This is a genomic window from Bacillus sp. MT94, from assembly GCF_058792475.1.
The window spans coordinates 664,450-690,470 of the sequence record NZ_JBXAEZ010000001.1 but is presented as its reverse complement, the minus strand read 5'-3'; the positions used below and the strand labels follow the sequence as shown (position 1 = coordinate 690,470).

Annotated in this window: 22 protein-coding genes and 5 pseudogenes; 8 read left to right on the top strand and 19 right to left on the bottom strand. The window is 33.1% G+C overall.

Going from position 1 to position 26,021, the window contains the following annotated elements; translation table 11 throughout:
* The first annotated feature begins 13 nt into the window (after positions 1-13).
* On the top strand, positions 14-1,690 hold the full coding sequence (locus AC1Q51_RS03410; RefSeq protein WP_492331374.1) for an alpha-keto acid decarboxylase family protein: 1,677 nt from the start codon (positions 14-16) through the stop codon (positions 1,688-1,690).
* 157 nt (positions 1,691-1,847) lie between these two features.
* On the opposite strand, the gene AC1Q51_RS03405 is transcribed toward AC1Q51_RS03410, so the two are convergent.
* From AC1Q51_RS03405 to AC1Q51_RS03390, 4 genes and pseudogenes are all read right to left on the bottom strand, one after another.
* The gene (locus AC1Q51_RS03405) at positions 1,848-2,630 is read right to left on the bottom strand and encodes a class I SAM-dependent methyltransferase (RefSeq protein ID WP_492331373.1); all 783 of its coding nucleotides are present in this window, start codon (positions 2,628-2,630) and stop codon (positions 1,848-1,850) included.
* Between the two features lie 334 nt (positions 2,631-2,964).
* Positions 2,965-3,372, bottom strand: a complete 408-nt coding sequence (locus AC1Q51_RS03400; protein ID WP_492331372.1) for a VOC family protein — start codon at positions 3,370-3,372, stop codon at positions 2,965-2,967.
* 117 nt (positions 3,373-3,489) lie between these two features.
* Positions 3,490-4,200, bottom strand: coding sequence for a class I SAM-dependent methyltransferase (locus tag AC1Q51_RS03395; RefSeq protein ID WP_492331371.1), 711 nt, complete (start codon positions 4,198-4,200; stop codon positions 3,490-3,492).
* A gap of 99 nt (positions 4,201-4,299) precedes the next feature.
* A pseudogene (locus AC1Q51_RS03390) lies at positions 4,300-4,440 on the bottom strand (ABC transporter ATP-binding protein); the annotation flags it as partial.
* Positions 4,441-4,931: 491 nt separating this feature from the next.
* Here AC1Q51_RS03390 and AC1Q51_RS03385 point away from each other — a divergent pair.
* Positions 4,932-5,405: a CDI toxin immunity protein gene (locus tag AC1Q51_RS03385; protein WP_048558849.1), complete on the top strand. Its 474-nt coding sequence runs from the start codon at positions 4,932-4,934 to the stop codon at positions 5,403-5,405.
* A 546-nt stretch (positions 5,406-5,951) separates the two neighbouring features.
* Here AC1Q51_RS03385 and AC1Q51_RS03380 read toward each other — a convergent pair.
* The 7 genes and pseudogenes from AC1Q51_RS03380 to AC1Q51_RS03350 form a co-directional block, all read right to left on the bottom strand.
* Positions 5,952-6,836, bottom strand: a complete 885-nt coding sequence (locus AC1Q51_RS03380) for a BC_2427 family protein (protein WP_000795504.1) — start codon at positions 6,834-6,836, stop codon at positions 5,952-5,954.
* 126 nt (positions 6,837-6,962) lie between these two features.
* The gene (locus AC1Q51_RS03375; RefSeq protein ID WP_001294982.1) at positions 6,963-7,664 is read right to left on the bottom strand and encodes a CsxC family protein; all 702 of its coding nucleotides are present in this window, start codon (positions 7,662-7,664) and stop codon (positions 6,963-6,965) included.
* A 1,072-nt stretch (positions 7,665-8,736) separates the two neighbouring features.
* Positions 8,737-9,537 (bottom strand): annotated as a pseudogene (locus AC1Q51_RS03370) (distal tail protein Dit); the annotation flags it as partial.
* Positions 9,538-10,031: 494 nt separating this feature from the next.
* Complete coding sequence (locus AC1Q51_RS03365; RefSeq protein WP_492331370.1) at positions 10,032-11,996, bottom strand: M6 family metalloprotease domain-containing protein; 1,965 nt, start codon at positions 11,994-11,996, stop codon at positions 10,032-10,034.
* A 326-nt stretch (positions 11,997-12,322) separates the two neighbouring features.
* Positions 12,323-12,865, bottom strand: coding sequence for a site-specific integrase (locus AC1Q51_RS03360; RefSeq protein WP_340942706.1), 543 nt, complete (start codon positions 12,863-12,865; stop codon positions 12,323-12,325).
* Positions 12,865-13,347 (bottom strand): ArpU family phage packaging/lysis transcriptional regulator, encoded by a 483-nt coding sequence (locus AC1Q51_RS03355; protein WP_048558846.1) that lies wholly within the window; start codon positions 13,345-13,347, stop codon positions 12,865-12,867. Before AC1Q51_RS03355 ends, AC1Q51_RS03360 begins: the two co-directional genes overlap by 1 nt.
* A gap of 27 nt (positions 13,348-13,374) precedes the next feature.
* Positions 13,375-13,545 carry a hypothetical protein gene (locus AC1Q51_RS03350; RefSeq protein WP_492331369.1) on the bottom strand — a complete coding sequence of 57 codons (171 nt, stop codon included), beginning with the start codon at positions 13,543-13,545 and terminating at the stop codon, positions 13,375-13,377.
* A 2,087-nt stretch (positions 13,546-15,632) separates the two neighbouring features.
* Here AC1Q51_RS03350 and AC1Q51_RS03345 point away from each other — a divergent pair.
* The 4 genes and pseudogenes from AC1Q51_RS03345 to AC1Q51_RS03330 all read left to right on the top strand — a co-directional run.
* A pseudogene (locus tag AC1Q51_RS03345) lies at positions 15,633-15,743 on the top strand (exosporium leader peptide-containing protein); the annotation flags it as partial.
* Positions 15,744-16,106: 363 nt separating this feature from the next.
* A complete protein-coding gene (locus AC1Q51_RS03340) occupies positions 16,107-16,655 on the top strand; it encodes a C1q-like domain-containing protein (RefSeq protein WP_492331432.1) in 549 nt (182 codons plus the stop codon).
* 463 nt (positions 16,656-17,118) lie between these two features.
* Positions 17,119-17,583, top strand: a complete 465-nt coding sequence (locus AC1Q51_RS03335) for a hypothetical protein (protein WP_016077725.1) — start codon at positions 17,119-17,121, stop codon at positions 17,581-17,583.
* A 303-nt stretch (positions 17,584-17,886) separates the two neighbouring features.
* Positions 17,887-18,294 carry a magnetosome magnetite crystal formation protein family gene (locus tag AC1Q51_RS03330; RefSeq protein ID WP_065228829.1) on the top strand — a complete coding sequence of 136 codons (408 nt, stop codon included), beginning with the start codon at positions 17,887-17,889 and terminating at the stop codon, positions 18,292-18,294.
* A gap of 231 nt (positions 18,295-18,525) precedes the next feature.
* Here AC1Q51_RS03330 and AC1Q51_RS03325 read toward each other — a convergent pair whose 3' ends face one another.
* The 6 genes and pseudogenes from AC1Q51_RS03325 to AC1Q51_RS03300 form a co-directional block, all read right to left on the bottom strand.
* Entirely contained in the window at positions 18,526-18,981 is a 456-nt protein-coding gene (locus AC1Q51_RS03325; protein WP_000646384.1) for a nucleoside triphosphate pyrophosphohydrolase family protein, read from the bottom strand.
* Positions 18,982-19,000: 19 nt separating this feature from the next.
* The gene (locus AC1Q51_RS03320) at positions 19,001-19,252 is read right to left on the bottom strand and encodes a hypothetical protein (RefSeq protein ID WP_000109540.1); all 252 of its coding nucleotides are present in this window, start codon (positions 19,250-19,252) and stop codon (positions 19,001-19,003) included.
* A gap of 24 nt (positions 19,253-19,276) precedes the next feature.
* A pseudogene (locus AC1Q51_RS03315) lies at positions 19,277-19,363 on the bottom strand (DUF3954 domain-containing protein); the annotation flags it as partial.
* A gap of 30 nt (positions 19,364-19,393) precedes the next feature.
* Positions 19,394-20,638 carry an MFS transporter gene (locus AC1Q51_RS03310; RefSeq protein WP_492331368.1) on the bottom strand — a complete coding sequence of 415 codons (1,245 nt, stop codon included), beginning with the start codon at positions 20,636-20,638 and terminating at the stop codon, positions 19,394-19,396.
* A 64-nt stretch (positions 20,639-20,702) separates the two neighbouring features.
* Entirely contained in the window at positions 20,703-21,338 is a 636-nt protein-coding gene (locus AC1Q51_RS03305) for a TetR/AcrR family transcriptional regulator (protein ID WP_048558446.1), read from the bottom strand.
* A 108-nt stretch (positions 21,339-21,446) separates the two neighbouring features.
* Positions 21,447-21,584, bottom strand: coding sequence for a hypothetical protein (locus AC1Q51_RS03300; RefSeq protein ID WP_002041130.1), 138 nt, complete (start codon positions 21,582-21,584; stop codon positions 21,447-21,449).
* Positions 21,585-21,822: 238 nt separating this feature from the next.
* Here AC1Q51_RS03300 and AC1Q51_RS03295 point away from each other — a divergent pair, with 238 nt between their 5' ends.
* Positions 21,823-22,035 (top strand): hypothetical protein, encoded by a 213-nt coding sequence (locus AC1Q51_RS03295; RefSeq protein ID WP_048558445.1) that lies wholly within the window; start codon positions 21,823-21,825, stop codon positions 22,033-22,035.
* Between the two features lie 1,351 nt (positions 22,036-23,386).
* Here the strand turns inward: AC1Q51_RS03295 and AC1Q51_RS03290 are convergent.
* Entirely contained in the window at positions 23,387-24,751 is a 1,365-nt protein-coding gene (locus AC1Q51_RS03290; RefSeq protein WP_492331367.1) for a DEAD/DEAH box helicase, read from the bottom strand.
* A gap of 154 nt (positions 24,752-24,905) precedes the next feature.
* On the opposite strand from AC1Q51_RS03290, the pseudogene AC1Q51_RS03285 reads away from it, so the two are divergent.
* Positions 24,906-25,172: pseudogene (locus tag AC1Q51_RS03285) on the top strand (hypothetical protein); the annotation flags it as partial.
* Between the two features lie 44 nt (positions 25,173-25,216).
* Here the strand turns inward: AC1Q51_RS03285 and AC1Q51_RS03280 are convergent.
* The gene (locus AC1Q51_RS03280; RefSeq protein WP_089170985.1) at positions 25,217-25,903 is read right to left on the bottom strand and encodes an MBL fold metallo-hydrolase; all 687 of its coding nucleotides are present in this window, start codon (positions 25,901-25,903) and stop codon (positions 25,217-25,219) included.
* Positions 25,904-26,021 lie beyond the last annotated feature (118 nt).

The following is a 26,021-nucleotide window of genomic DNA, read 5'->3' as shown; positions in this document are numbered from 1 at the left end:
GGAGATGATTCATTTGAAAAAACAATATACTGTAAGTACATATTTATTGGATAGACTACATGAATTAGGAATTGAACATATATTTGGGGTTCCTGGTGATTATAATCTTGCTTTTTTAGATGATGTGGTAGCACATGAAAATTTAAAGTGGATTGGCAATTGTAACGAATTAAATGCTGCATATGCAGCAGATGGGTACGCTCGCATAAAAGGAATCGCTGCTCTTATTACTACTTTCGGAGTTGGAGAATTAAGCGCTATTAACGGTATTGCTGGCTCATATGCGGAAAACGTGCCAGTTATAAAAATCACGGGTACGCCACCAACAAAAGTAATGGAAAATGGAGCAATCGTCCATCATACGTTAGGAGATGGAAAGTTCGATCACTTTTCCAATATGTATCGAGAAATCACTGTGGCACAAACAAATGTAAAACCTGAGCATGCTGCTGAGGAAATTGACCGTGTTTTACGTGCATGTTGGAATGAAAAACGCCCGGTTCATATTAATTTGCCGATTGATGTATATAATAAACCAATTAATAAACCTACAGAACCAATTTTATATAAACCGATTTTAAGTAATAAAGAAGCGTTGGATAAAATGCTACTACATGCCACTTCAATAATAAATAACGCCAAAAAACCTGTAATTTTAGCTGATTTTGAAGTAGATCGATTTCACGCTAAAGAAAATTTACATCAATTTGTAGAAAAAACTGGGTTTCCCATCGCGACGTTAAGTATGGGAAAAGGAGTATTCCCAGAAAAACACCCTCAATTTATAGGGATTTATACTGGTGATGTAAGTTCTCCGTACTTGAGAAAAAGAATTGATGAATCTGATTGTATTATTAGTATTGGTGTGAAGTTAACTGATACTATTACAGGCGGCTTCACACAAGGTTTTACAAAAGAACAAGTTATAGAAATCCATCCCTACACTGTGAAAATTATAGATAAAAAATACGGTCCAGTTGTAATGCAGGATGTTTTACAACATTTAAGTGATTCAATTGCGCATCGTAATAAAGATACTCTTGAAATTAAGCCATTTATTTCAGCACCATCACCTTTTACTGAAGAGTTCAATCCAAAAGCACAAATGGTCACACAAAAACGTTTTTGGCAGCAAATGTACCATTTCTTACAAGAAAACGACATCTTAATTGTAGAACAAGGAACACCTTTCTTTGGTAGTGCTGCTATCCCTCTACCTAATAACACTGCATATGTAGGACAACCGTTATGGGGATCTATCGGATATACACTGCCCGCTCTACTTGGTACACAGCTCGCCAATTTATCACGGCGCAACATTTTAATTATTGGTGATGGTTCTTTCCAAGTAACTGCCCAAGAGTTATCAACTATACTACGTCAAAATTTAAAACCGATTATATTTTTAATCAATAACAACGGATACACCGTTGAACGTGCCATTCACGGCCAAAACCAACCTTATAATGATATACAAATGTGGGATTACAATAAACTATCAATGGTATTTGGATCAGAAGAAAAAAGTCTAACATTTAAAGTAGAAAATGAAGCAGAATTAGCAGAAACCTTAGCAAATATAATTTTTAATAAGAATCAACTTATCTTTATTGAAGTTATAATGAGCCAAAGCGATCAACCTGAATTGTTAGCTAAACTCGGGAAAAGATTCGGTCAGCAAAATTCTTAATATAAAAGCATAACCCAATTATACAATTGGTAGTGTAAAACTTGTTTTGAGAATAGTTTCGACACTCAAAATACATAAGGAAAAGGATGGAAAGCACCATCCTTTTCTATTTTAAGAGCATTCTTCGACTAACGCCTCGTGCGACAAGCAAAAATTCTTAATCCATCTTTAACTTTATAGCTTTTGTCGCAATAAATGTTTTAATATGCTTATCTAATATCCTTGTCCCACCAAAATCATCCTCATAAAAACCTGTTATAGCAAAACCAGCTTCAATTTGGCCTTGGATTTGGTCTTCTAAAGTATGCGCATATTCTATTGTTTGATTTGAATCGATGTAATCTTGAACTTCATCCTCTGGTAAATAATCCAATGTTGATGAAGGAATTGAATGTTTAACATCAAGAATACCTTTTTGTTCTTGGTTATCATCAAAGATCCATAGTAACGGATTTGTAAATCCAGCAATAAGAATACCTTCATTCTTTAAAACCCTAGAAACTTCATTCCATACAAGATGAACATCTTTTACAAACAAATTAGAAACAGGATTTATAACAATATCAAAATATTCATCCTCAAAATCACCAAGGTCTGACATATCTCCTTGTACGGTTTTCAAAGTCAAACCATCCCGTTTTGCTACCTTTTCATCTTGTTCCAATTGCTTCTTAGATATATCAGTTACTGTTACATCTGATCCAGCAGCAGCTAGAACAGGTGCTTGTTGTCCACCACCTGATGCTAAGCAAAGTATCTTTAATCCATCTAATGACTTTGGAAACCACTTTCTAGGAACTGATTTTTCCGTAGTGACTGTAATCTCCCATTCACCTGATTTGCTTTTCTCAATAACCTCGCTACTTACAGGCTGCGTGTATCTAGAACCTTCTTCAACCTTCTTATCCCATGCATTACTGTTTTGTTGTGTAGTATCCATTGCGATTAGTCCTCCTAGCGATCTAGTTGTATTCAATGTGTAAGCTTAATGCTTTCCTTTTTCTATTAACCTGCCTAATAGTTCATACATAGTTGTCTATATTTACATTAACAGATAAATGCAAAAATTACTAAAAAAATTCTAAAAAGACAAAAAATTACACATCTATTCCATTCATTTAAACTAATCGTAGAATTGTTAAGTTTTAAACAACTCACTTCCACATAAAAAAAGCATTCCAAACCTGTTGACAGTTGGAACGCTTTTTTATGTTATTTAATTTTTCAAGCTTTTAACTAAATCGATTAAACAAATAAGCTACGCTTTTTCTTTTTTATTCAGCAAGAGTTAACTGCCAAGATACACCATACTTATCATTTAACCAGCCAAACTTTTTACTAAACGGATAAGAATCTAAAGGCATAAGAATTGCTCCATCCTGCGCTAGTTTATGAAAAACCGTTTCAATTTCTTCTTCTGTCTCACAAGTTACATAAAGAGACATAGCTGGAGTGAATGTAAAATTATGATTTACATAACTATCAATACACATAAACTCTTGGCCATTTAGCGTAAAAGTTGCATGAATTACAGTTCCCTCTTTACCAGGTCCATTTTCATTGTAACGAGAAATACTTACAATTTCCGATTGGTCAAATAGCGACGTATAAAAATTCATTGCTTCCTCAGCTTTGCCTTCAAACATTAAAAACGTAGTGATTTTTTGATTTGTGTTACTCATATGGAGACAGCCCCTTGTTATATATTTATGTAAAACATAAGTCGGCCAAAAACCGAACGTATATTCCTATAAGTGTATTGTCTATAAAAACGATGAGTTTGTCAATTATCTACTTTATTATTTCTTCTTAAATAACGCTGTCCAAAGAAATGATTCTCCAAACATTTCATTCGGTTGTTTCATTTGTTTCATCCTTCTAATCTCAATTACTTCAAATTCTTTAAATATCTCTCTTAACTTTTCTTCCGAGTATGCAAGACCACCTTGTAGACTCCATTCTCTATATACGTCCCAATCTGTTATTTCTGATCCATTTCGCTCATCTAAATCGCCTGCCGCAAAACATGTTAATCCAAAATAACCACCCGATTTTAATGAGTTTTTAATTAAATCCACATAATTTATTCTTCTATGCGGTGGAATGTGATGCAAACAGCCCGAATCGTATACAAAATCAAATTCGTTTTGAACCTCTAAATTAAAAATTGAATCACAAATAAAATGAATTTCTACCTCTTTTGCCAATGCCCTTTCTTTAGCCCAATTAATGCCTTCTACAGATAAATCCACTGCTGTTACATCAAATCCTTGAGTCGCTAAATAAATGGCATTTCTACCTGGACCACATCCAAGTTCTAATACTTTCCCTTTTGAAACTCTCTCTTTTTTTATATACGAAACTAAATTCTCATCTGGAATATTTTCAAAAAACGGAACATCTTTTTCTTTATTCTCATAAAACTCATTCCAAAATGGTTCTGCAGGTCTTAATAATGAATCAAGCATTTTTAAAATGTCTTCTTGTGTGTGTAACGTTTCAGTTTTCATTAATACCCCTCCATAAATTAATAGTCAGAAAATTATTATATATCTTTTCGAACTTTCAAACAAAGAAAAAACTCCTATATTCAATAGGAGTTTTTGTCTTTAAAATCCGAGTACAGCTAACCATTTTAACAATTTCTCTTCTCGCGCTTTTAAATCATCATTCCTAAACTTGCCTAGTTGTATTTCACTAACAACTTCTCCGTCCTCCATAAAAAGAACTCTTTTTGTTTTCTCTGCTACCTATACAACATGAGTCACTTAAGAAGGTTACTTTGCTGAAAAATAAAGCCGATTTCGTTAAGGGATATTTTTGCTAACGCCTCTTCTTTCATACATGTTATTTCATACAATCATACTTTTCTAATAAAATAACGCTTTTGTTCACTTTTTTGATACATTTACGAAACATTCATGTGTTACCTTCATTTAGTTCTTTTCTTTTTATAATGTCGTGTGAGATATACCAACAGAGGAAGCCCTAGATCCCCTAATCTTAGGGCTTTTTTATAAGAATTTTATACATTTTATTATTTCCACTAACTCTTTAAATTGTATATACATAATATAAAATTTTCATGTTGTTATATTTTTTGATGGCCTCTTATCTTTCCTTAAAAGGCTTTTTTTCAAATAACGCTTTTATTTAATTTATATTTAAAAAGTTCCTTTTCATAAAGACTTCCCTTATATGCTATACTCATTCTTAAATAATTGTATAAGGAATGTTAAAAATGGATGATAGATCGTCAAGACAATGGAAATTGCGACAAAAGTTAAGAGCACTGAAAACCAAAAACAACAATGACACAAACCCTTTGTTTAGTGAATGCCTTGAATCCCTAGGAAACGAAACTCTCATTTTCTCCCAAGAAAAAAGCCAACAGATTGCTACTATTTTAATGAATTCATTTCCTATAACTGTCTCGGGAAGAATAGATTGGGAACAGATAGATAACCAATTCATAGCTTCGAACAAAGAACAAATAATTTCCCTTATTAGAGCAAACCAACTAGATTTTGACGAACAGATTTTTATAATATGGGATAACTATGAAATCCCTGTAGTAAGTACAAATCTTGATAAAGTATTCCAATCACTAGTTGACGTTGATGCAGTCAGTTTTTATTACTGGCTATTAGACAAAGAATATAGATTCGTAATTGAAATAAATGATGAAGAATTGATTAGGGTTGGGTTTCGCTAATACTCTAAGCATATTTCCTCATTCTACTGATCTGCAAAATTTAAATTGTATTATTTATCAAAGACTTAAAATATACGAATGTCACGTAAACCGATTGGTGTTAATCATGTTTATGTTTATAATTACGTTGATTTGGATAACTTGCATTTATAAAATGTAAATGTTTTACAAATTCAAGTTAAACAAACATTGTTATATCAAGGTTTGTTTGACCTAACATGTTATATTCTTGATACTAAGACGGTTTTTATGAGCATTTCGTATAAGTGTGATTTAACTGATTAAGACTATTTTAAAAAACGACATATCAGCGATAATTTATGTCTATTCTGTATAAGTGTTAGCAAGATCGCTTGCAAACTTGTTAGCACTTTTTTAAAACTTAAACCAGAGGAGATTCATACAATTTAGTAACAATGTAAAATTGAATTTATCAAGGATAAACCATTTAACAAATAGTTTGCAGCACTGAATGATTTACAAAAGAATACCCATCGATACACTACGAATAAAAATAATCAGCTAATCGAGGGAATATAATTATTTTTATTTAATTCGCACTTGTACTTCTTGTTCTTGTATTACTTGAATGATTAACTCCAATACAATATTTTGTATTAACTGATGCTCATTATCATGAAGTTTACTTTGTTCTGATATGTATTCAATACATTGATATATATACCCTTCTACCAATAAGCTCCCTTTTTCAACTGTAAGTGTATTTTGCTCATTCTTTTTTACCTTTGGTATTAAAAATTCGGTTTTTGTCAAAATAATCTCCTGTTCAACCTCTTTTATTCCTATGACTTTTTCTTTAAATACAACCTTTTCTCGTAAACTAATTTCACCTTTATATCTTCCTATTTCTATTGGTAGTTTCGCTGTAATAAAATTATTTACGTCTTCCCCATTTTCACTCTCTAATATTATACTGTGAATAGGAATCCATGAAGATGCCTCTACCTTATTCTCTTCTTTATTCCCTTTATTTTTTTGGTTATATAATTCAAAATGAATTCTCTTCTCATGAAGATTTAAAGAAACTAATTTACAATAACTATCCGAATAATATTGTTGCACTGTAGTTAATAACTTACAATCTAATTCACGCCCTTCTACACCTTTTTCATTCCTAAATACAAATGCTTCTTGATTTTTAACATTTATTTTTGGAAATATTTTAAAACTAGTTACTTCTGAAAAAATAGAAAATGGAGTTTTGACCACCAGTGAGCGTATTAAAGGCCCTATTTGTGATCCAGACGCTTTACCTTCTTTCTCTAATTTTGATGCTACATATTCTCCCTTTAATTCAGGTGGTATTTCTTCTTTTCCCCCTCTTTTTTCGTGTAAATTATCTTGTATATTCAGTTTTTTATACTTGTAAATTTCATCCCATATCCCCTTACCAATCCATGGATTTTTCATCACCATCCCCCCGTCTGATGAAATTCAAAAAATTTGTTTTTTGTATGTGACCATTTCATCATTATATATGTTGTATAAAAATAAAAAAGAAATTGTCTTTTTAACAAAGACAATTTCTTTTTATTTTTATAGTGCTACTTGTACTTGTTGTACTTGTAAAACTTTTAAAGTAAGATCTAGTACAATTTTTTCACGAAGCGTATCAAATGGTTCGTTTAGGTTTGTAGGACAAGGTGAAAAGTCTAATTCAAAAAATTGAGCGCTTACTAATTCACAATATGGTTGTTCGTTATAAAAAACTGCATTTTCAAAGAAATATTTGTCTAGACGTGGTAAATCACCGTTTTTAGGATTTATAAAATGAGAAGTAGTGTCCGAAGAAGAAGCTACTAAAGCTAATGATAGAAAATCACCTTCTGTCAGATCTGCAAAACCAGAAAATGGAACATTTGCAATACGATCATATAGAACTCCATTACACTCGTCATTTGCATATTCAATATTTTTACGAATATAGCCTTGTACAAATAATTTCGCTCTTGTAACTCGTCGGTAAGGTGTACCTGGTACTGGTACGAATGCTACAGGCACTAACTTACATTGTGTTAAAAATACGTTTTTTAAGATGCGTTTAATTTCGACTGCTGGAGGCTCTAATGAAATATCGGACTCTACAACAATTTGAAGCGTTCTTTCAGCTAATACAACTGGAATCTTTACAATAGGTGCTCCTGGAGTAACAATTGGTGTTGCAGTCTCATCACTTAATGGTGTTTGGGTTTGTCCCGCTACCTGACATGGTACATTAATTGGACATTGTTCGCTCATGTTTTATGCTCCTCTTTTTATAAGATTTTAGAGTTTATGAAATTTTCAAACTCATAATACTTGTATATGTCTTTCTTCTACTAATGTTTGGGTTCTATAGTAGCCTTTTTAATCATTATCATTAAGTTAGTATAATCTAATCATTTTTATTGAAAATTCTGAAAATTAATATTTTTAGAGGGATACAAATTCTGTTTTCAACGTATCTCGCAGATTCGGTAAAATTATGAAGTCTTTATTACATGAGTTATCTTGAATTTAATTTTGAATATCACGATATGAACATGGTTACCAAATGATCATTTTTATTTTTATCAAGCTATATATTCGTAAAAAATCGCTTTACATATACTGAAGTTTTATTTGTTGTTACATAAAATCTTTTACCTATTCAATTTTGAAATATACATTCAAGACAGTATACTCCAAAATAAGAAATTATTTTAAATTAGAATATTTTCTTTGATAAATGTGTGTTGATTAATTTCATAATCAGTAGTTCTATCCACTCTCCCTTAAAAATTAGCATAGTTTTTATGAATTCTATATCTAGTAGAAAGCTCTCTATCATATAAAAGTATAATAATAGGTTAATAAACAAGCAGTTTTTTTACTAAAACATAGAATAATACTAACCCTAATTGAAGGGCGGCATAAAAGTATTTCCTGGAATAATGATTGCTGGAAATCTAAAGACAAGCACCATTGTGATGACGATAAATTTAGATATATTATTTATATAATTTGTGTTATAGTTTCAAATGTTAATTAATTACAATATTTTCTAAAAAGGAGTATACATAGTCATATAAATCATGTTATTTTGGATAGTTTGTTCTTTAAATTAGGAATTAAATAAAGAATTATAAAAACGCGCTAGGTACAACTAAGAAAGAAACAGGATAAAGAATAAGTCATATTACCTGTAGTAATAACACTAAGTGAATTGCCCCCCTTATAAGTGACTTGTGTATCTCTTACTGCGTTTGAAGTTAATTGCCAATATTTCGTGTCGTTCTTCCACAAGACATTGCGTAAAACCGTTTGGTTACCAATTCCACCAACGTAATCTTCAACATCTTTCATTCACTTCATTAAATTGTCCTGTTGCTTGATTTTGTGCCTCTTGAACTTTTTTATTCAACTCTGTTTTTGTGGTTTCAATATCTTTGTTGACTTGCTCTAAGGTATCTTTCTTTACTTTGTCCACATCAGGAACAACCGACTCCCAATTGCCATTCTTCCATAATTTGAGGATGCCAGGCTTACCGTTTGAAATATCTAACCATAAGGTTTTTCCATCTTCTAAACCGATTGTCGGTGGTTTTGCGCTTTCAATAATTTTTGTTTGATAATTTTTAAGGTTTTCTTGTACTTTTTCTGCTAACTTTTTTGCTGCTTCTGATTCCTTTTACACAACATCAACTTGTTCATTTGTCTCTTTCACAAGTTCTTCCAACTTATCTAACAAGCCTTTATTTGCTTTTCCAGCTAGACTGCCCATAACTTGGGCATACATGTGATTTAACAGACTTCTCGTATCTTCTACTTCTTTAAAATCACCAAAATACTATTTATCATTTGCTGCATTTGTATCACATTCATCCGCTGCGATAAGACGCGCTTCTAAAAACAAAGGTGGCGTAAATTTTGTATCTTTGATATGGACAATATCGCCCTTATTTACTTTTTCATTAGATAAACCAAATATCTTTTCTAATGCAATTGGAGTTACTTCATACTGTACAGTGCTATTAATACGTTTCTTTAGTTCCGCTTCCGTTAGTTGTTTTAATCTTTCAGCTGACATATTTTGATCTTATGTTTGTGGACTATAGATGTCATATTTGTGTGAACCATCTTCTGTCCAACGTTATATCAACTTTTCCATTTTTGAGGAAAATGTCATTGACCATTTTTAAAATCGTTATATTTATATCAATAATTTTATAACCTACATTTGAATTTAATCATTCGTATCTTTTTCTCTACTTTGACGATTTGAAATCATTATCTTCTTAATCCATACTATTTTCACAAAGTAATTAATATATCATTTCAAGTTCTCTATGACTTACCTATATCTTATATTGTGTGTAACTGCCCCCTTCGCTGAATCCCTTGGTATCATTGAATTTATAATACTTTCTTTTTTGAGTTACATAGTACAAAATTTATGAGTAACTGTAAGGAGTACCACCACATTGCTATCAAGCTAAGAATATGAATTTTATTAATCCATCTTTTTCTTTTGCATATTGGCTAGTATAGAACAAAAAGGTTATCAAATGCCGAGCGAACTCTCAGCAGATGATAACCCTTTGGACTAGCGTATCAATGATTTAATTAGATAACCTCACAAATATATTATTGAACCACTCCAAATACATTAATTTCAGCGGCACTTGTCCATGGATTGTTGTTTACCTCGCTTAATGCACGTAGTTTAATATAACGACCTGTCTTGTTTGCAAAGCTGACCTCTTTCAAGTTAGTATTGTTTGCAAAAGCACCTATGGATACCGCTGTTCCCCAGTTTACTCCATCACTACTGACGTAAAACTCATAGTCCTTAATCGTTCCATTTATTTGGCCGTCTTGCCTTGGCAAGTAGCTGAATTTGGAGAGGTTATAAGTTGCACCTAAATCAATTTGAATCTCGTGTGGCATTGGAGCTACAGGGCTCCAGTTTGTATGCCAAAATGTGTCTTTGTTTCCATCAAAGGCATACGTACCTAAATTGTACCAATTATAGCTATCTACATATTTTAGTGTCCAGTTTGTTTGCGGAATTAAGCTAGCTTCTTTTGTTGTGACTGCTACATTCATAGCAGAATTACTTGTACTTGTCGTTGTAATCGTTACTCCTGTTTTTTCTCCCGTGTAGGTATTACTATTCGGATTAGTGTCTGGACCAAAGGTAGCAGCATGATTTTGATTCGTGTAATAGAATGGGTCTTGGTATTCACTGACTGATTGCTCTATATCAATGAAAGGATGCGAATCACTGGAATTATTATTCATAGATTCATCAATATGCCAAACCGCAATACCACCAGAATTTGTTGGTAAGCTCGCATCATACCCAACCTTTGCGCGATTCTCAACTAAAAAATACGTATTATCCTTTAAAGGAATCTTTAACACATTATAGTTATTTGGGATTGCATTTAGAGTAAAGTTATTAGTGGTATTTACTACAGTTGGTGTTACAAAGCCCAGTTTTACCTTTGACCAAGCATCCATATGATCTGGGGTAGTTCCATACTCTTCCCCTTGAAGACTATTCCAAGCTCCATTCCCCATTATACTTAGACTACCTACACGGTTATTGTCACCATATAGATCTGGAAGACCAAAAGAATGCCCTAACTCATGAGCAGGTATACCAATTGTCGCCATATGACCATATTGTTTTTCACCCTGCGCTGTATACATGCCTGATACCGTAACACCATCGTGATTAGAATTGGGAGCATACGATTGATGTGCCCAAATATAAGGAAGTGGAGCACCAGGAGCAGCTTGTTCATTACCAGCAAGAAAACTTACAATGTAGAAGCCATCTTTAGAGTCAACGACTTGATCATTATTAGTATCAAGACTAGCAAAATTCACTTGAGAATCAGCTTTAGCCAGTGCATCTGTTATAACCGTACCCATACTTTTTCCCGATGTACTCGGATGAGCGTAATCTAATTTCACTTTAACCACTCCATCATTTTGAGTACCATATGTTTCAGGAGCTGGAGTTATCTGTACTTTTCCGTTACTTACTTCATTATAGTAATTCTTAACTGACTTTTGATTTGTAGAAAAGAATTTGTTACTCCAGTCGTTATCGTTATATGCAATATCAACATCTGTAAACCCAATTAACAAAACAAGTAATTTTTTGTTTCCTAAAACTGGAGTGACAGTTCCATCAATATTTTTTGGTGATTCTTTTTGTAATTTATTCATGTGCTCCTGTTTTTTCTTTGCTTGAGGGTTGTATTTTTTTATCCACTTATTCAAATTGTACTCATTTACCGCCATTGAAGGCTTCTTATCAATTTTATATTTTGTACCCGTTGATTTCAGTTCATCTGCTTTAAGCTCCGCGTAATTCCAATACCCCTTCTGATCTTGTAAAAGTACGTCGCCATCCTTTGTACTTACCCAATGGAACCATTCATCTCCATGTAACGTGCCCTCAAAAGATTCGCCTGAAGGCTGCTTCATTTTGACAACTCCCTCGTATGCTGGTGCGGCAAAAGCATTCGTTTGAACATACAAAACACAAATCAAAGAAAAAACGGACATGAACAGGAATTTTAAAATTCTTTGCATAAACTTTCCCCCTTTTTCAATTGTGTGTGGAATATTCTGTTGATTGCCAGACTAGATTCATACATGGAATAGATCGACAGATACATTTGTATAACACTAACAGAATACCTTTAATTATAATTACAGGAAATTGAAAAAATGTTATTTTTTTATTCAGATAAATATTTTCTCAAGATTATCGAACAGGAGTGATGATGATAGTTCTTCAGAGAACTAATATTTTTCTGCCTAAAATGGATCTTAACGTAACCTGCAAATCTTTTGCTGTGGTGATCCCGTCCCAATCAGACTAAGAATTTAAACTATCCTAAAAGAAAAAGCAATGATTAAATTTTAAATCTAGTCATTGCCTTATCCATTGCATCTTGATTTACACCTATATAACGTAACGTGACTTTCTCTGACGAGTGATTAAATATCTCCATGAGCAATGCTATGTTTTTCGTTTGCATGTACATGTGATACCCGTATGTTTTTCTCAATGTATGTGTTCCTATTTCATCTAATCCAAACTCTGCCGCTGCTCCGCTTAATATCTTATATGCCATGCTACGACCAATTGGACGATTCTTACCTTGTCTGCTTTGCAATAAATACTCATTATTTTCTCTTTCTTCAATAAACCATTTAAGTTCTCTTTTCAGTGCTGCAGTAATTTGTATTCGTTTCTGTTTCCCTGTTTTCTTTTCCCGCATAGATATATGACTACCTTTGACATCTCCTACCTTCAATTTCAAAATGTCCGAGATTCTCAGGCCTGTATTGATTCCCATAATGAAGAGAATGTAATTACGTAAGCACTTTTCTTTAAAATACTCTTTAAGCTGCTGTATTTGCTCTGGATCACGTATTGGCTGAACAAAATTCATTATTCATTACCTCCAGTTTCTTCTGTCTCGTAAACTTCTAATCTAAGAGCAAAAGCAAGTTTATAAAATACTCTAGCCTTAACACGTCGATAAGTACGCTCGCTCATGCCGATTTCGTTATATACCATATAATCACATACATCTTCATCTTCTAAATAACGCTTAATGATGATGTCTCTTTGATCCTTTCCTGCACGTCCATTACCCAAACGACTAAGAAACTGGTCAATACGAAATGATGTTTGCTTAATCCACTCTTCTCTTTTACTTTGTTGAATATTAGCCATCGCTATATCTTCTAGTGGCTTCCCTACATCATTTGTAGGCCCGTGATATCTAATTTCATAAGAAGGAGTGACTTTCATTTCTTCACGCATCATTCCAAACTGCCTATACAAACGCACACTTTCCAGAACACCTTCTAATTTTTTCTGCGTTGCTACTCTATCAATTTTTGGTAAGAAAGATAATTGTTTATTCATGTAAGACCACTCCTTTTTATTTTTAAATTACTTTTGTCTTATTGCTCCGCGTCTTCGTTCATAACAAGGTCTATGCATCCCCATTAAATCCTCAATTTCACGAGTACTTAATTTCTCTTTTTGTTTTTTCTTGTTTTTCTTCTTTCCTTGCTTAGAATGCTTTTTCCATTCACGCAACTGATCCTTTAACACCTTCATTTCCCCCTCTCCCTTTTCAAAATAAAAAGGACACCTATTCTTAAAACAACTTTAATTGCTGCTTTAATGAATTGGTGTCCTCTAGTTTTCTAGCCGGACTATATTCTGTTTGCTTTGCTTTACTTTAAAAGGAGTATTTTGTTTGAATTTTCATAAAAAATTTTTAAAATCTCTCAATATTGGAAATAGCTATATAATAAAAATGATTAGATGTTAGGAGTGCTATAAATGCCTGATATAATTAAGATCTGTATTGTAATAGTCGTTGCCTTATTTTTAATATTTTCCATAATATCAGAGTTTAAAAAACCTCAAAAAAATATGTTTTGGTTCTCGATTGACGTAATGTTTCTTCTTGTAGCTTTTTTACTAATAAAAGACTATATCGCCAAACATGTAACGTAATTACCTGAATAAAACTCAAAATTCCGTAAATACTATAGACACATGGTTATCTTTCTCCGATTTTCTTACATGAGCAGTTAGCTTTTGCTAGCTGTTCTTTTGTTTTTTATCACTTTTTCATTTTAAAGCTCATATATTATTTTGAAGCAAAAAAATCAATGCTTCTCAAATGAAAAAGGTATTCTTTTTACATTCATTTAATTAACTTAATTAACTCCTCTCTGAAGAGCACTGTTCAAAGGTGCTCTTTTTATTCACCCGAATAATCCTCACAATTCAGTACATACTACCCGTAAGCAGCTTTTTAACAGTGATTGCAGCTTGGAACCTTTCGGCAGTTAGCCTTAGCTAGCTGCCCTTTTGTTTCATTCCTGTTCCTGTTTCTTAAAGGATTCTTTATTCTTTATTCTTTCTCGAATAAAATCAATAATTCGGCATAAAATATCTGTGCATCTAGATTATCACCTTTGTATCGAGCAGTTAGACTGGGCTAACTGCTCTTTTATTTGTCGCAAAATGAAATTTTTATTTATTTTCATTTCCTGCATAATATTTTGTATTCCGTTTATACTATAGTTGAACTTTCTGTTACTGTTACAGCCATTTGTATCCTACGCTTCTTCTAAAAGCGTACAACCAAGCGGTTAGCTACTTCAGCTAGCTGCTTTGTTGTGTAAAATGAAGTTTTTATTTAGTTCTTTTTCACTTCCACATAATATTTTTAATTCTGCTTATAATATAGCTGTAACTTAAAGTTACATATCATTTACTTGTAGGGCCTAAATTTCTTTTGTACAACGAACAGTTAGTTTTATTAACTAGCTGCTTTGTTGTGCTTAATGAAATTTTTTTGCTTTCTTGCATAAGATTTTTGCTTCTGCTCATACTATAGTTGTAACCATAAGTTACAAAGTATTGTGGGTATCGTCATTGTTGGACGACAAAGCAGTTAGTTCATTGAGCTAGCTGCTTTCTCCTTTTTAATAAAATAGCGTTTTTGTTCAAATTAACGACCATACAATTGGACACATTCACCAGCGTTTTTACCAAAAAATTCATGATATGGTTAATTAGTCGAGTACGTCATTACTTGGCACTTACCCTTAGAAGCCCCGCGGACAACCGGGGATTTCTTTTTATCAAAATATAGTTGTCAAAATAAGCATTTGAGTGTTAAAATATCACAGATTCTCCTTAGGGAGCTTTCATGTAATTAAACAAGAGTTTAAAAGTTCTCGAATCTCAGCCCCTTGGAGCGCCCTTCAAGGGGCTGAACCAATTAAAATAAAGATTTGATTCAAACTTGCACATAAACTAAAAACATACATAAGATTTAATTGCCGATACTTTTCGATTTTAAACTTGGTCAAAGAGCGCTTTCCCGTGCGCTCTTTTTTCTTTTGAAATAAGAATTTTGTTTACTTACTATTAACGTTTTAGATTTCTTTGAATACATTAATATCTAAAGAATTTCTATAAGGTGCCCTGGTCCGGTTACCTTGAATTTCTTGCAGACCTTGTGTGAAGAATCCGTTTATAACAAACGGGTTCTTTTATTTTGGGTTATAAAATAACTATTTTATTAAGTTTCTAATTTAATTGTAATTATTTACCATATATTTTTTCATATTTCATCTACATATTTCATTTACTAATAATGAGTTAACTTTTGGAGGTGAATTATGTCAAAAGAAAATCAATTTAATTCTCACGAAATCTTACATGGAACTGCACTAGATCCAAGTTCTATTGGACCTACATTACCACCTACACCAACATTTACAATACCAACTGGACCGACCGGTATTACCGGACCTACCGGCGTTACCGGACCTACTGGCAGCACTGGACCTACTGGACTTACTGGATTTACTGGGCCTACAGGTGATACCGGACCTACTGGGAACACCGGGCCTACCGGGAACACCGGGCCTACCGGCGTTACTGGGCTTACCGGCGTTACTGGGCCTACTGGGAACACTGGGCCTACCGGCGTTACCGGACCTACTGGCATTACCGGACTTACTGGCGACACTGGACCTACTGGGAACACCGGGCCTACCGGCGTTACTGGGCCTACTGGCATTACCGGACTTACTGGCGACACTGGACCTACTGGGAACACCGGGCCTACCGGCGTTACTGGGCCTACTGGCATTACCGGACTTACTGGCGACACTGGACCTACTGGGGACACTGGGCCTACTGGGAACACTGGGCCTATCGGACCTACTGGCAGCACTGGGCCTACTGGGCCTACTGGCAGCACTGGGCCTACTGGGCCTACCGGACCCACATTTAACATTAATTTTCGTGCAGAAAAAAATGTTGCACAGTCTTTTACTCCTCCTGCAGATATTCAAGTATCGTATGGTAATATAATATTTAATAATGGTGGAGGGTATTCTTCGGTAACGAATACATTTACAGCCCCTATAAATGGTATCTATTTATTCAGTGCCAGTATAGGATTTAATCCAACTTTAGGTACGACTTCTACTCTAAGAATAACTATAAGAAAAAATTTAGTATCAGTTGCTAGCCAAACAGGAACAATTACTACTGGTGGTACACCTCAACTTGAAATTACAACTATTATTGATTTATTAGCTGGCCAAACAATAGATATCCAATTTTCTGCAGCAGAAAACGGAACTTTAACTGTAGGCAGTAGTAATTTTTTTAGTGGCGCATTATTACCATAATGAAAATCTTAAAATATATTACAATTACATTTGGATGGATAACATTATCATCAATTTTGCATACAGTATTCTTTAATTAATTCCCATTAGATTCATACAGTTAACCTTTGTTAAATTTTCTTTTTCTGTACTATTTATATACAACGTTCATATACTTACACAGACTTTAGTAATCCACATTATAGGTCTTGGCTTAAGAGCACCCCAATCTCTAATGGTGCTCTATTTAATTCAAATAACTATTTTTTTATGTTTCCTAACTTACAGTAATGTCCTAAAAAAAACATTCATATATATTTATCAGATGCACTTTGAAATCCCAAAGTATCAAATATTTTTAAGAATTGACTGACCACCAATATTCAACTTCTCTTTAAAAACTTATTAAAAATAACTTAGATACAAAAAAGCTACGTTTTATATAGGATAAAAAATTATCTTACGTAAAGGAGCTTGATTATTTGTGAATTACCAAAATGATAATAACTCTAACCTTCACAACCCTTGCACTTGTCCATCCCCCACGGCTAACAGTTTAAATGTTGTTCAAACTACCCCATCAATAGTTTCTGTAAATTCTGCAATTCCACTAGATACCGTGGTAAATTCTAATGGTACGGCAATCTCATTCACACCACCAACAACTGTTTTACTTGAAGGTGGAAGAACCTATTTGGCAATCTATGAAGTGCAAGTTATCATTCAACCAGGAGGTAATTCGGCAGGTATCACTATGTACCTTAATAATAATCCAATCATTGGCTCTGGTACTTCTCTGGGATATACTGCAGGATTCACTTCTGTATCAGCACCCGCTATTTTCACTACACCTTCAGGTATAACAAGTACTCTTACTGTTAATGTAGGACCATATTCTAATACATTAAATACATTGGGCTTAACTCTTGCTGTTGTAGCGTTAACATAATAAAATCTAGTTCTTTCTAAAATAATTTTCTTTGTTCTTTAACTATTTTTTGAGGCTAGCCTTTAGGAACTCCACATAACTACATATAGAAAAAGAACATTATTTGTTTCGATAGTACTAGGTGACTCGGCTAGCACAATTGCTGAGTCACCTATTTATCTATAATAAAATAAAGCTCTTTTTTAATTTATTACGTGTTCTTTTTGATACAGAATTCTAATACAATTAATTTTCATATTATAATTACCTACATCGCGTATTTTTAATAGATACAACAAATCTCATACATATAGGAGGACCTTAATGATCCTAACTCAAGAAAAGAACATAAAATTAATTATGTATTTTCTTACCTTATTATCTTTTTTTATTCTTATTTTCTTTAGCATCACAATTTTTTATATACCGTTGATTTTTTATTTTATATACAAATCACAAAACATTCGAAAAAATATCCTTGAGGCTGTGTTTTATCAACTATTTATTTGGATAATTACAGTGATTTGGAATCTTTTAATAATAAGAATCTTAATGCTATCCTTGTCTAATTTAGACTTGACTTCAAATAATACTTTGATTATTTCCAGCATAGCTCCTTTATATCTAATACTGTTCCTTTTGTTAATTTTCGGACCGATAAAAGGGATTTTATATGTGCTACAAGAAAAAGAGTTTCATTATCCTATTATTTCTAAATGGATTAACCAATAAAATTACGTGTAAAAGAATTCAGAGTTTTACTGAATTCTTTTTTTATGGATTTTCCAAATTCTTTTACATATTCCTCTATTCCTCCTTTTTAATGAAATTTAAATCACATACCAATTAATTTACTTACATTGAATTTTTTGGTAATTTATAGTAATATTTACCTATAAAATCATTACCCTTATACAAAGAGCTATGAGCCTTTCCACTCATGGCTCTTTTTTATTACGATTTTCACTTCACATCTACACGATTTTGACTAGCTTCTCGACTAAATCCGCCTGGGTATCTTTTTGCTAATTTAGATATATTCATTTGAGCAATATCTTCTAGGGTATACCCCATTTCGTGAGACATGATTGAAATGTAGTACAAGATGTCTCCTAACTCTAAAGCGATTTTATGCGTATTCCCTTCTTCTTCTCCTGGACAATGAGCCAGATCAAATCCATGACCATGAAAAATTGCTTTTTTTACAACATCAGCAATCTCGCCAGCTTCTCCCGTAAGCCCTAATGCTGCATTTAAAACATGTCCACCGAAATCATTATTTGTATTCCATGTGCATAATGCCGCTTCTTGATATTGATCTAATTCACTGATTTGATTAATATTCATTGCAGCTTTTCCTCCCTTTGATTTACTAACTAATTTAGTTGTTTCATATACACCATTTTCCATAGCTTTCATTTTATTTTCTCCTTCCTATTTAGCAAATTCCTAATCCTATCGGACGATTTTCAATTAAATACTTATCAGCCTGATCTATTACAAGGAGCGCAACCTCAGCATGATGTCTCCTTAGTGCTTCCGCCATTTCTGGTAAACTCATACCTTGATTCCACATTTCACGAAAACGAATTACATCTCTTTCATCCCAAATGAAGTTAGCTTCTTCTAAAGCCATGTATATTTTCAAACGTGATTCCTTCATCTCTTCATGACTTCTTGCTACACTCATAAGCGAACCCACTTTCTAAAATGATTATTTTATCTTTTCAGTAAACTTAGCATCTACACGATCAACTTTACCGTTTATCCAAACTGCGACTTGCTCACCGAATCCGCTGACTCTTTTTAACATTCTCCTAATCATATGAAGCTAATTCCCTTCATTTCTTAATATTTTCTTCATCACCACCGCTATTATTATCATTATGAAACTAATAGCACATATAGGTAAATAATTTTTCGTACTGAATTCTTCAAACATAAAACCATAAACGACTTGCCCAATCGGTGCCATACATTGAGATACCGCTGTTATAATTGCCATCACTTTTCCTAGATTTTCATTTGGTGTTTTCTTTTGGACTACAGTAATCACATAGATGGATACAATTGTCATAATCATTGCGATTAGAAGAGAAGAAAGTATAAAGAGGATAAATGGTGGATAGTATCCTAAATTAAGAATAAACGGTTTAACTGATAGTGCCACTGGCATTACTAATAAAGCTATGATAAGCATCCAATTATATAATGTTTTCATCTGTAACTTTTTAGCAAAGAAACCAATTGACAATGCCCCTAATATAGTTGCAAAATCAATTAATCCCATTCCAATTCCATACATCGTATCGCTACTCTGCATAGTTACTCGTAACATAATAGGTCCTCCAACAACAAATAACGGTGTCAAAATTAAGTTTAGTAAAGCTGCAAGTAACATAGCCTTCAAAATAAAAGGTTGCTTTAAAACATAAAGAAAACCTTCTTTCATATCTTTTACAATTGTCGGTATGATATGGCTTTCTTGCGCTCTTTTTATAAAAGGTATTGTAATAAACATTTCTAAAATCGCAGATAAAAAGAAAGCAAGACAACTTGTTATTACGAGCATTTTCAAACCAATTATGCCATATAATATTCCTCCTAGTACAGGTGCAACTATATTAGATAATGCTTGCACACCATTTATGATACCGTTTGCTTGTTCTAACTTTTTCTCTGGAACTAATTGCGGAATACTTGCCATAACAACTGGTGAGTACATTGCACTAACGACTGCTAGTAAAAACATAATTGTTCCAATCAATAAAATAGATACCGATTCAGTTAATAACAAAACTATAAAACTTAATACAATAGCAGCGTTTATAAAATCAAAAATGACCATTACATTACGGCGGTTGAAACGATCTGCTATTGCTCCGCCAAGAGGTGCTAGCAGAAACGGAATACTCGTTACCGCATATAACCCTGCGAATATATCTGCACGCCCTGTTATATCTAGCACATATAGTGAGAGAGCAAAACGTAATAGTGTTGAACCTAAAATAGTAATAATTTGACCACTTACCATTAAGTGAAAATCTTTCAAGGAAGATTGAATACTTGCTGGCATCCTCGTCACATCCTTCATTTAACCTAGACCGACTGTCGGTCGATAATACTCAAACAGAAAATCACTATTTCTGTTTAATTAAAACTTCCATCATATAATCAAAAGATCCCTCTTTCGCTCCGACAGATGCTTCCATCATTTTGATATAAGCTTTAGCTCTGTTTATCATTTCTTCAGGTTTCCACTGGAATAAACTATCATCAAATATGACTTGCGCTGAGGAAATTAACAGTTCAATCGTTTCTTGTGGGTATGAGGTACAAAATATGCCTTCTTCTATTCCTTGCTCTAAAACTTCCGTTAATACAGGAGATAAATGTATAATGGACTGCACTAAACTTTTCTGATGCATTTCTGCATTATTTGGTTGATGGAATTGTTCAATCATTTTTTCTTTTACATCTCCCGATTTTGGTGATTGTTCCATTAAAATTTTAAATAACTTATCTAAAACGGGGATATCGGGATTGGAGACAATCCTTTTCGCCTTAGTGACATCCTCTTTAATAATCCTCATAATGATTTCATCCATTACTTCCTCCTTCGACTTAAAATAATGATAAAACGTCCCCTTTGCTATACCTATTTCTTTTAAAATGTCATTTACGGTTGTTTTCGTATAACCTTTCGTAAGAAACAAACGCTCAGCTGTTTCTAAAATTTCCTTTCTACGCTCCTCATACTCCTTTACAATTCGCATTCAAGTTCTCCTTCCCACCTGACCGACTGTCGGTCTATTAAAATTATATGTTTAGTTTGCAAAAAGTTTCCTATTATTGTATATACAACATCCTACTTTCTATTTCCTTTATAAATTTTTATTTTTTAACGTACGCTCAATTTGTTTAAAACGTATCTCATGTTTTTTATCGTCATCTTTCATTTTAGGAAAAGAACGATGCCCTCCGCTTGATCCTATTTTTCTCGATTCTTCATCCAGACGCACAACACTTTGTAGTTTTTCAGCTCCTTCACCACAAGTCAGCGCATCTCCTTTACATCGATGACTTCAAAAAATGACAATTGATTCATACGACACGGTTCCCCTCCGTTCGATCTATGTTCTTATCAATGGAGTATTTTGTTGAGTTCCAATATGTAATATTGCATATTTTGTACTTTTAATTTTTGTACATGCGATAATTTATTTATAAAAATATAAATTATTAATAAGGGTGATTTATATGAGCAAGTTCCGAAAGAAAATGATTAAATATTTGCAAACATTTTGGGGATGCTTAGCATTTGGTGTATTAATGTTTGCTATCTTCTTAATTACGGATTTAACAGATGCATCTTTAAATACATTAGGCTGGAGAGACTGGCTAGGTTCTATAGCAGGCGCAACCATTTTATCTGTTGGAATGTTTACTTTAAATAAATCGAATTTAAAATAAATATTCGGTCAATACTGTATGTAGGCTGTATGCCAACATTCATTTAAAGTAGTCTTCTCTGTATCTCCTTGTATTGAGCAGTTAGCTTTTGCTAGCCGCTCTTTTATTTTGTTCCGGTTCTTGCCTCTTAAAGAACTCTTTATCTACTTTCCCCCAATAAGTACACATATCTATTCCCCATTGCTACAAGATGAAATCTTTATTTTGTTTTACGCGTCGCTTCTTCAATCAGCCAAGATACAATATTAAAATCATTAGCTTCACCCTTTAAAGATGTTCCGTTCCAAAAGCATTCTTTCATCACTTCAAGTAATTCTTCAACAGCTTCAATTCATCTCATATTCATTTTCTCTTTCTCCCAAATAACTATTTTGTTTTACTAATTAGCCGATTAATTTCACAAACACCTTTATCAAACATTCCACGTTTCTTCACCCCGTGAATATTTTTCAAATAAAAATACATACTATTTTCAAGCCGCCGTGTCGACGGCTAATACCTCTTTCTTTTGTTACAGCAAAAGCAGGTAGGTTCTTCACTTATCTGCTTTCTCTGTATATTTTTTAAGAAATCGAAAATAATACCAACAAGCTGTTTGAACTAGCAGCTTCACTCTTCTCGCAATGGGGATGCAAATTATCACAATTAGCTAACTCATTGAACTCACTGGCAGACAACCAAAATCGTTGTCTGCTTTTTGTATGAGATTTTTCGTTTTACATATACTACTTTTGAACCTGCAGACCAATACGAGCCATTTTTGTGCTTGGGATTTCCCTTCCGGGGATAAGTATTTTTTACTTATCCCTTTTTTGTATAGACACGTATATTTAGGGTAAAACTAATTACAAGCAGATTTTCTGTTTATGCGTAGTTCTAAACAAGATTACTTTTTCTCCTATTAAAGGACGGCAGGTACGACTGCTAGTCCTTTTTTCTTATTTCGCATATTATCACTACATTACCTTCATCGTCGTAAGCAATTTCCTCATAAGGATGGCAGTGTTGCTTCTCGAGTTCCTCATCGATCAAAACTAACAAATTAGTTTTCCAGTTTCCAACGATCGTACACCAATACGAGTTTAATCCTTCATAAACTTCTCTTGTTCTATTTCGATAATTGCGGAATGTGTAATGAAAATACTCGCTCGCTTCAATACCTTTTTTTAACCAAAGTGTTCTGCTGAATGATAGTAATACCCTCGCTCTAATGGTTTTGGACTATAAAATTTCCTTTATAAATTTCAAATACGGTGAATGAAATTTTTGTTTTTTTCTTGCCATCATCCTTGTTGTATACAAACAAAAAAAGAGCCACAATATTTTGCGACTCTTTTACAATTATAACTATTTAACGGCCACGTCTTTGCTGACCTTGCTTTGTACTACCTTTTTTATTACTTGGCTTATTAAATGATCGGTTATTTTCATTTCTAGAACTATTTCTTGAATCACTTCTCGAGCTATTTCTCGAATCACGTCTTGATTCACTTCTTGAACCTTCGCGGCTATCTCTGTGACGATTTTGACCTGATTTCTTCGGAGCCGGCTTTGGTACCGGTTTTCCATTTTCATCTACACGTTTTATCTTCGGTTGTTCGATTATTTCTCTTTGTATTGGTGCACCAAGCGTTTTTTCAATTTCTTCTAAATGTTTTTCATCTTTCGCTGCAACGAACGTAATTGCAAGACCTGATCCACCTGCACGTCCTGTTCGGCCAATGCGGTGAATGTAACTTTCTACATCTTCAGGGATATCAAAATTAAATACGTGCGTTACACCATCTACATCAAGTCCACGAGCTGCTACATCCGTTGCGATTAAGTACTGAATTTTAGCTTCGCGGAAACTCTTCATAACTCTTTCACGTTTCGCTTGAGGTATATCACCATGAAGTTCAGCACAATTATAACCTAGTCCTTTTAAATTATCATAAAGCTTACTTGCTCTAACCTTTGTACGACAGAAAATAACTGCTAAAAATGGCTGATCACGATCCATAACAAAACGAAGTGCATCTGGCTTTGCACGATCTGTTGTCTCAATGACACGCTGTTCAATTGTATCTACCGTTACTTCTTCACTTTGTACTTGAATCATTTGCGGCTCATCCATATAACGTTTCGCCAATTTTTTAATATCTTTTGGCATCGTTGCTGAGAATAACATCGTTTGTTTACTACCAGGTGTCTCATCTAAAATATCTTCAATATCATATAAGAAACCGAAATAAAGCATTTGATCCGCTTCATCTAGTACAATCGTTGAAAGATTACTTAAATCAATTGTTTCACGTCGTATATGATCTAATAATCGTCCTGGTGTTGCTACAACAATATGTGTATTACCTTTTAATTTTCTCAACTGTTGTGCTACATCTTGCCCACCATAAATCGCTAGTACATTAATATCTTCTCTTTGAACAAGCATTTTTTTAATTTCAGTTGTAATTTGCAGGGCTAGTTCCCTTGTTGGTGCAACAATTAAAGCCTGAACATCACTAGACTCTGGATCGATTTTTTCTAAAATCGGTAACACGAATGCTAACGTTTTACCCGTTCCTGTTTTCGCCTGCCCAATAATATCTTTACCTGACATAATAACAGGAATTGCCTTCTCTTGAATTGGTGTTGCTTCTGTAATTCCATTTTCACGTAATGTATGATTAAAAGTTTCACTAATTCCTAATTCTAAAAAGTTTTTCAAATAGACCACTTCTTTTCCTTATTTTTCACATTAGCTTTCATTGTACCATTTGTTTCGCCAAATATGAAAAATAAAAAAATTCTTATCTTCTTTTTTTATATTCATCCTGTACTAGATGAACAAATTCTTTTTGCTTTTTCTCAGATTTTATTAATGCTTCCATTACTACAATGAAGATATTAATGGGATTTTTAAAATCACTGTTTCACCAGTTCAAAACAAATTAGGCTTCTATGTACCTAGTGGAGCTAAGTTCTACAGCTTAAAAAATAATATAAAAGCATTATATAATCCTCATTTTGATTCAGCATATGAGCTTATCTTTCAGCAGAATGGTTTTCAATATACAATTGCAATTGGTAACAAACGCTATATACAAGGTAAATATAACGTAAAGGATTTAATTCAAATTGCAGAATCTATGAATTAAAAAACCAATCTTTTCTATATCAAAAAGATTGGTTTTTTATTATTTTATACAGTAAGCTTTCCTCCATGATAGCAATAATACTGTGCTGCTTTAAGACTTTTAATACTATTTAAAGACTGTTCCGCCCTTTCTATATCTAAACAAAAATTCGGATTAGCTATAACTAATTCTCGATTCTCTTGAACCGCTGCATCTCCTGTAATTACACAGTCTAAATTCGGAAAATATAATGAAATATGCCCCGAGGTATGTCCTGGCGTTGCCACTACTTGACATTCATTATTCAAAATCATTTGACCATCATGTACTTTTTCATCGACGGAAATATGTTTTATATTTTTTAACTGTTGTATAAACCATTTACCAAATTCTTTTTCTTCATTTGGCATACGTTCTAACATTTCTTCAGCTTGAACTAACCTCTCTGATTTTATATCACCATTAATATAGTTAGATTCAATTTCACTAGCAATAACATTAATATTTGGATATTTCACTTTAAAATCATATACAGCCCCTATATGATCGTCATCATAATGGGTAATAATTATATTCTTTAAGTTTTTCATCTCATATCCATGTTTTAATATTGCATTTTCAATTAAAGGTAAAAAACTTGGATATCCTGTATCAACTAACGTTAATTCATTATGTAATATAATTAAACTTGGATAAATACATTGTTTTTGCCCGTTAAATTCGAATTCAATTGGTAGTTCTATTATTTTCATTTTTCTTCCCCCATACCGCTTATAAAATGCATAATAATAACTAAATCACCCACATACATCTTACAATATATATAATATGTAACGGAACACTGTGAATCGTTTCATAATCCAAATTATA

What these genes read in the sequence shown, in the direction of transcription:
- AC1Q51_RS03405 (WP_492331373.1), bottom strand. Translation starts at nt 2,630, where the DNA reads ATGGATACTACACAACAAAACAGTAATGCATGGGATAAGAAGGTTGAA.
- AC1Q51_RS03400 (WP_492331372.1), bottom strand. Translation starts at nt 3,372, where the DNA reads ATGAGTAACACAAATCAAAAAATCACTACGTTTTTAATGTTTGAAGGC.
- AC1Q51_RS03395 (WP_492331371.1), bottom strand. Translation starts at nt 4,200, where the DNA reads ATGAAAACTGAAACGTTACACACACAAGAAGACATTTTAAAAATGCTT.
- AC1Q51_RS03385 (WP_048558849.1), top strand. Translation starts at nt 4,932, where the DNA reads ATGGATGATAGATCGTCAAGACAATGGAAATTGCGACAAAAGTTAAGA.
- AC1Q51_RS03380 (WP_000795504.1), bottom strand. Translation starts at nt 6,836, where the DNA reads ATGAAAAATCCATGGATTGGTAAGGGGATATGGGATGAAATTTACAAG.
- AC1Q51_RS03375 (WP_001294982.1), bottom strand. Translation starts at nt 7,664, where the DNA reads ATGAGCGAACAATGTCCAATTAATGTACCATGTCAGGTAGCGGGACAA.
- AC1Q51_RS03365 (WP_492331370.1), bottom strand. Translation starts at nt 11,996, where the DNA reads ATGCAAAGAATTTTAAAATTCCTGTTCATGTCCGTTTTTTCTTTGATT.
- AC1Q51_RS03360 (WP_340942706.1), bottom strand. Translation starts at nt 12,865, where the DNA reads ATGAATTTTGTTCAGCCAATACGTGATCCAGAGCAAATACAGCAGCTT.
- AC1Q51_RS03355 (WP_048558846.1), bottom strand. Translation starts at nt 13,347, where the DNA reads ATGAATAAACAATTATCTTTCTTACCAAAAATTGATAGAGTAGCAACG.
- AC1Q51_RS03350 (WP_492331369.1), bottom strand. Translation starts at nt 13,545, where the DNA reads ATGAAGGTGTTAAAGGATCAGTTGCGTGAATGGAAAAAGCATTCTAAG.
- AC1Q51_RS03330 (WP_065228829.1), top strand. Translation starts at nt 17,887, where the DNA reads ATGATCCTAACTCAAGAAAAGAACATAAAATTAATTATGTATTTTCTT.
- AC1Q51_RS03325 (WP_000646384.1), bottom strand. Translation starts at nt 18,981, where the DNA reads ATGAAAGCTATGGAAAATGGTGTATATGAAACAACTAAATTAGTTAGT.
- AC1Q51_RS03320 (WP_000109540.1), bottom strand. Translation starts at nt 19,252, where the DNA reads ATGAGTGTAGCAAGAAGTCATGAAGAGATGAAGGAATCACGTTTGAAA.
- AC1Q51_RS03310 (WP_492331368.1), bottom strand. Translation starts at nt 20,638, where the DNA reads ATGCCAGCAAGTATTCAATCTTCCTTGAAAGATTTTCACTTAATGGTA.
- AC1Q51_RS03305 (WP_048558446.1), bottom strand. Translation starts at nt 21,338, where the DNA reads ATGCGAATTGTAAAGGAGTATGAGGAGCGTAGAAAGGAAATTTTAGAA.
- AC1Q51_RS03295 (WP_048558445.1), top strand. Translation starts at nt 21,823, where the DNA reads ATGAGCAAGTTCCGAAAGAAAATGATTAAATATTTGCAAACATTTTGG.
- AC1Q51_RS03280 (WP_089170985.1), bottom strand. Translation starts at nt 25,903, where the DNA reads ATGAAAATAATAGAACTACCAATTGAATTCGAATTTAACGGGCAAAAA.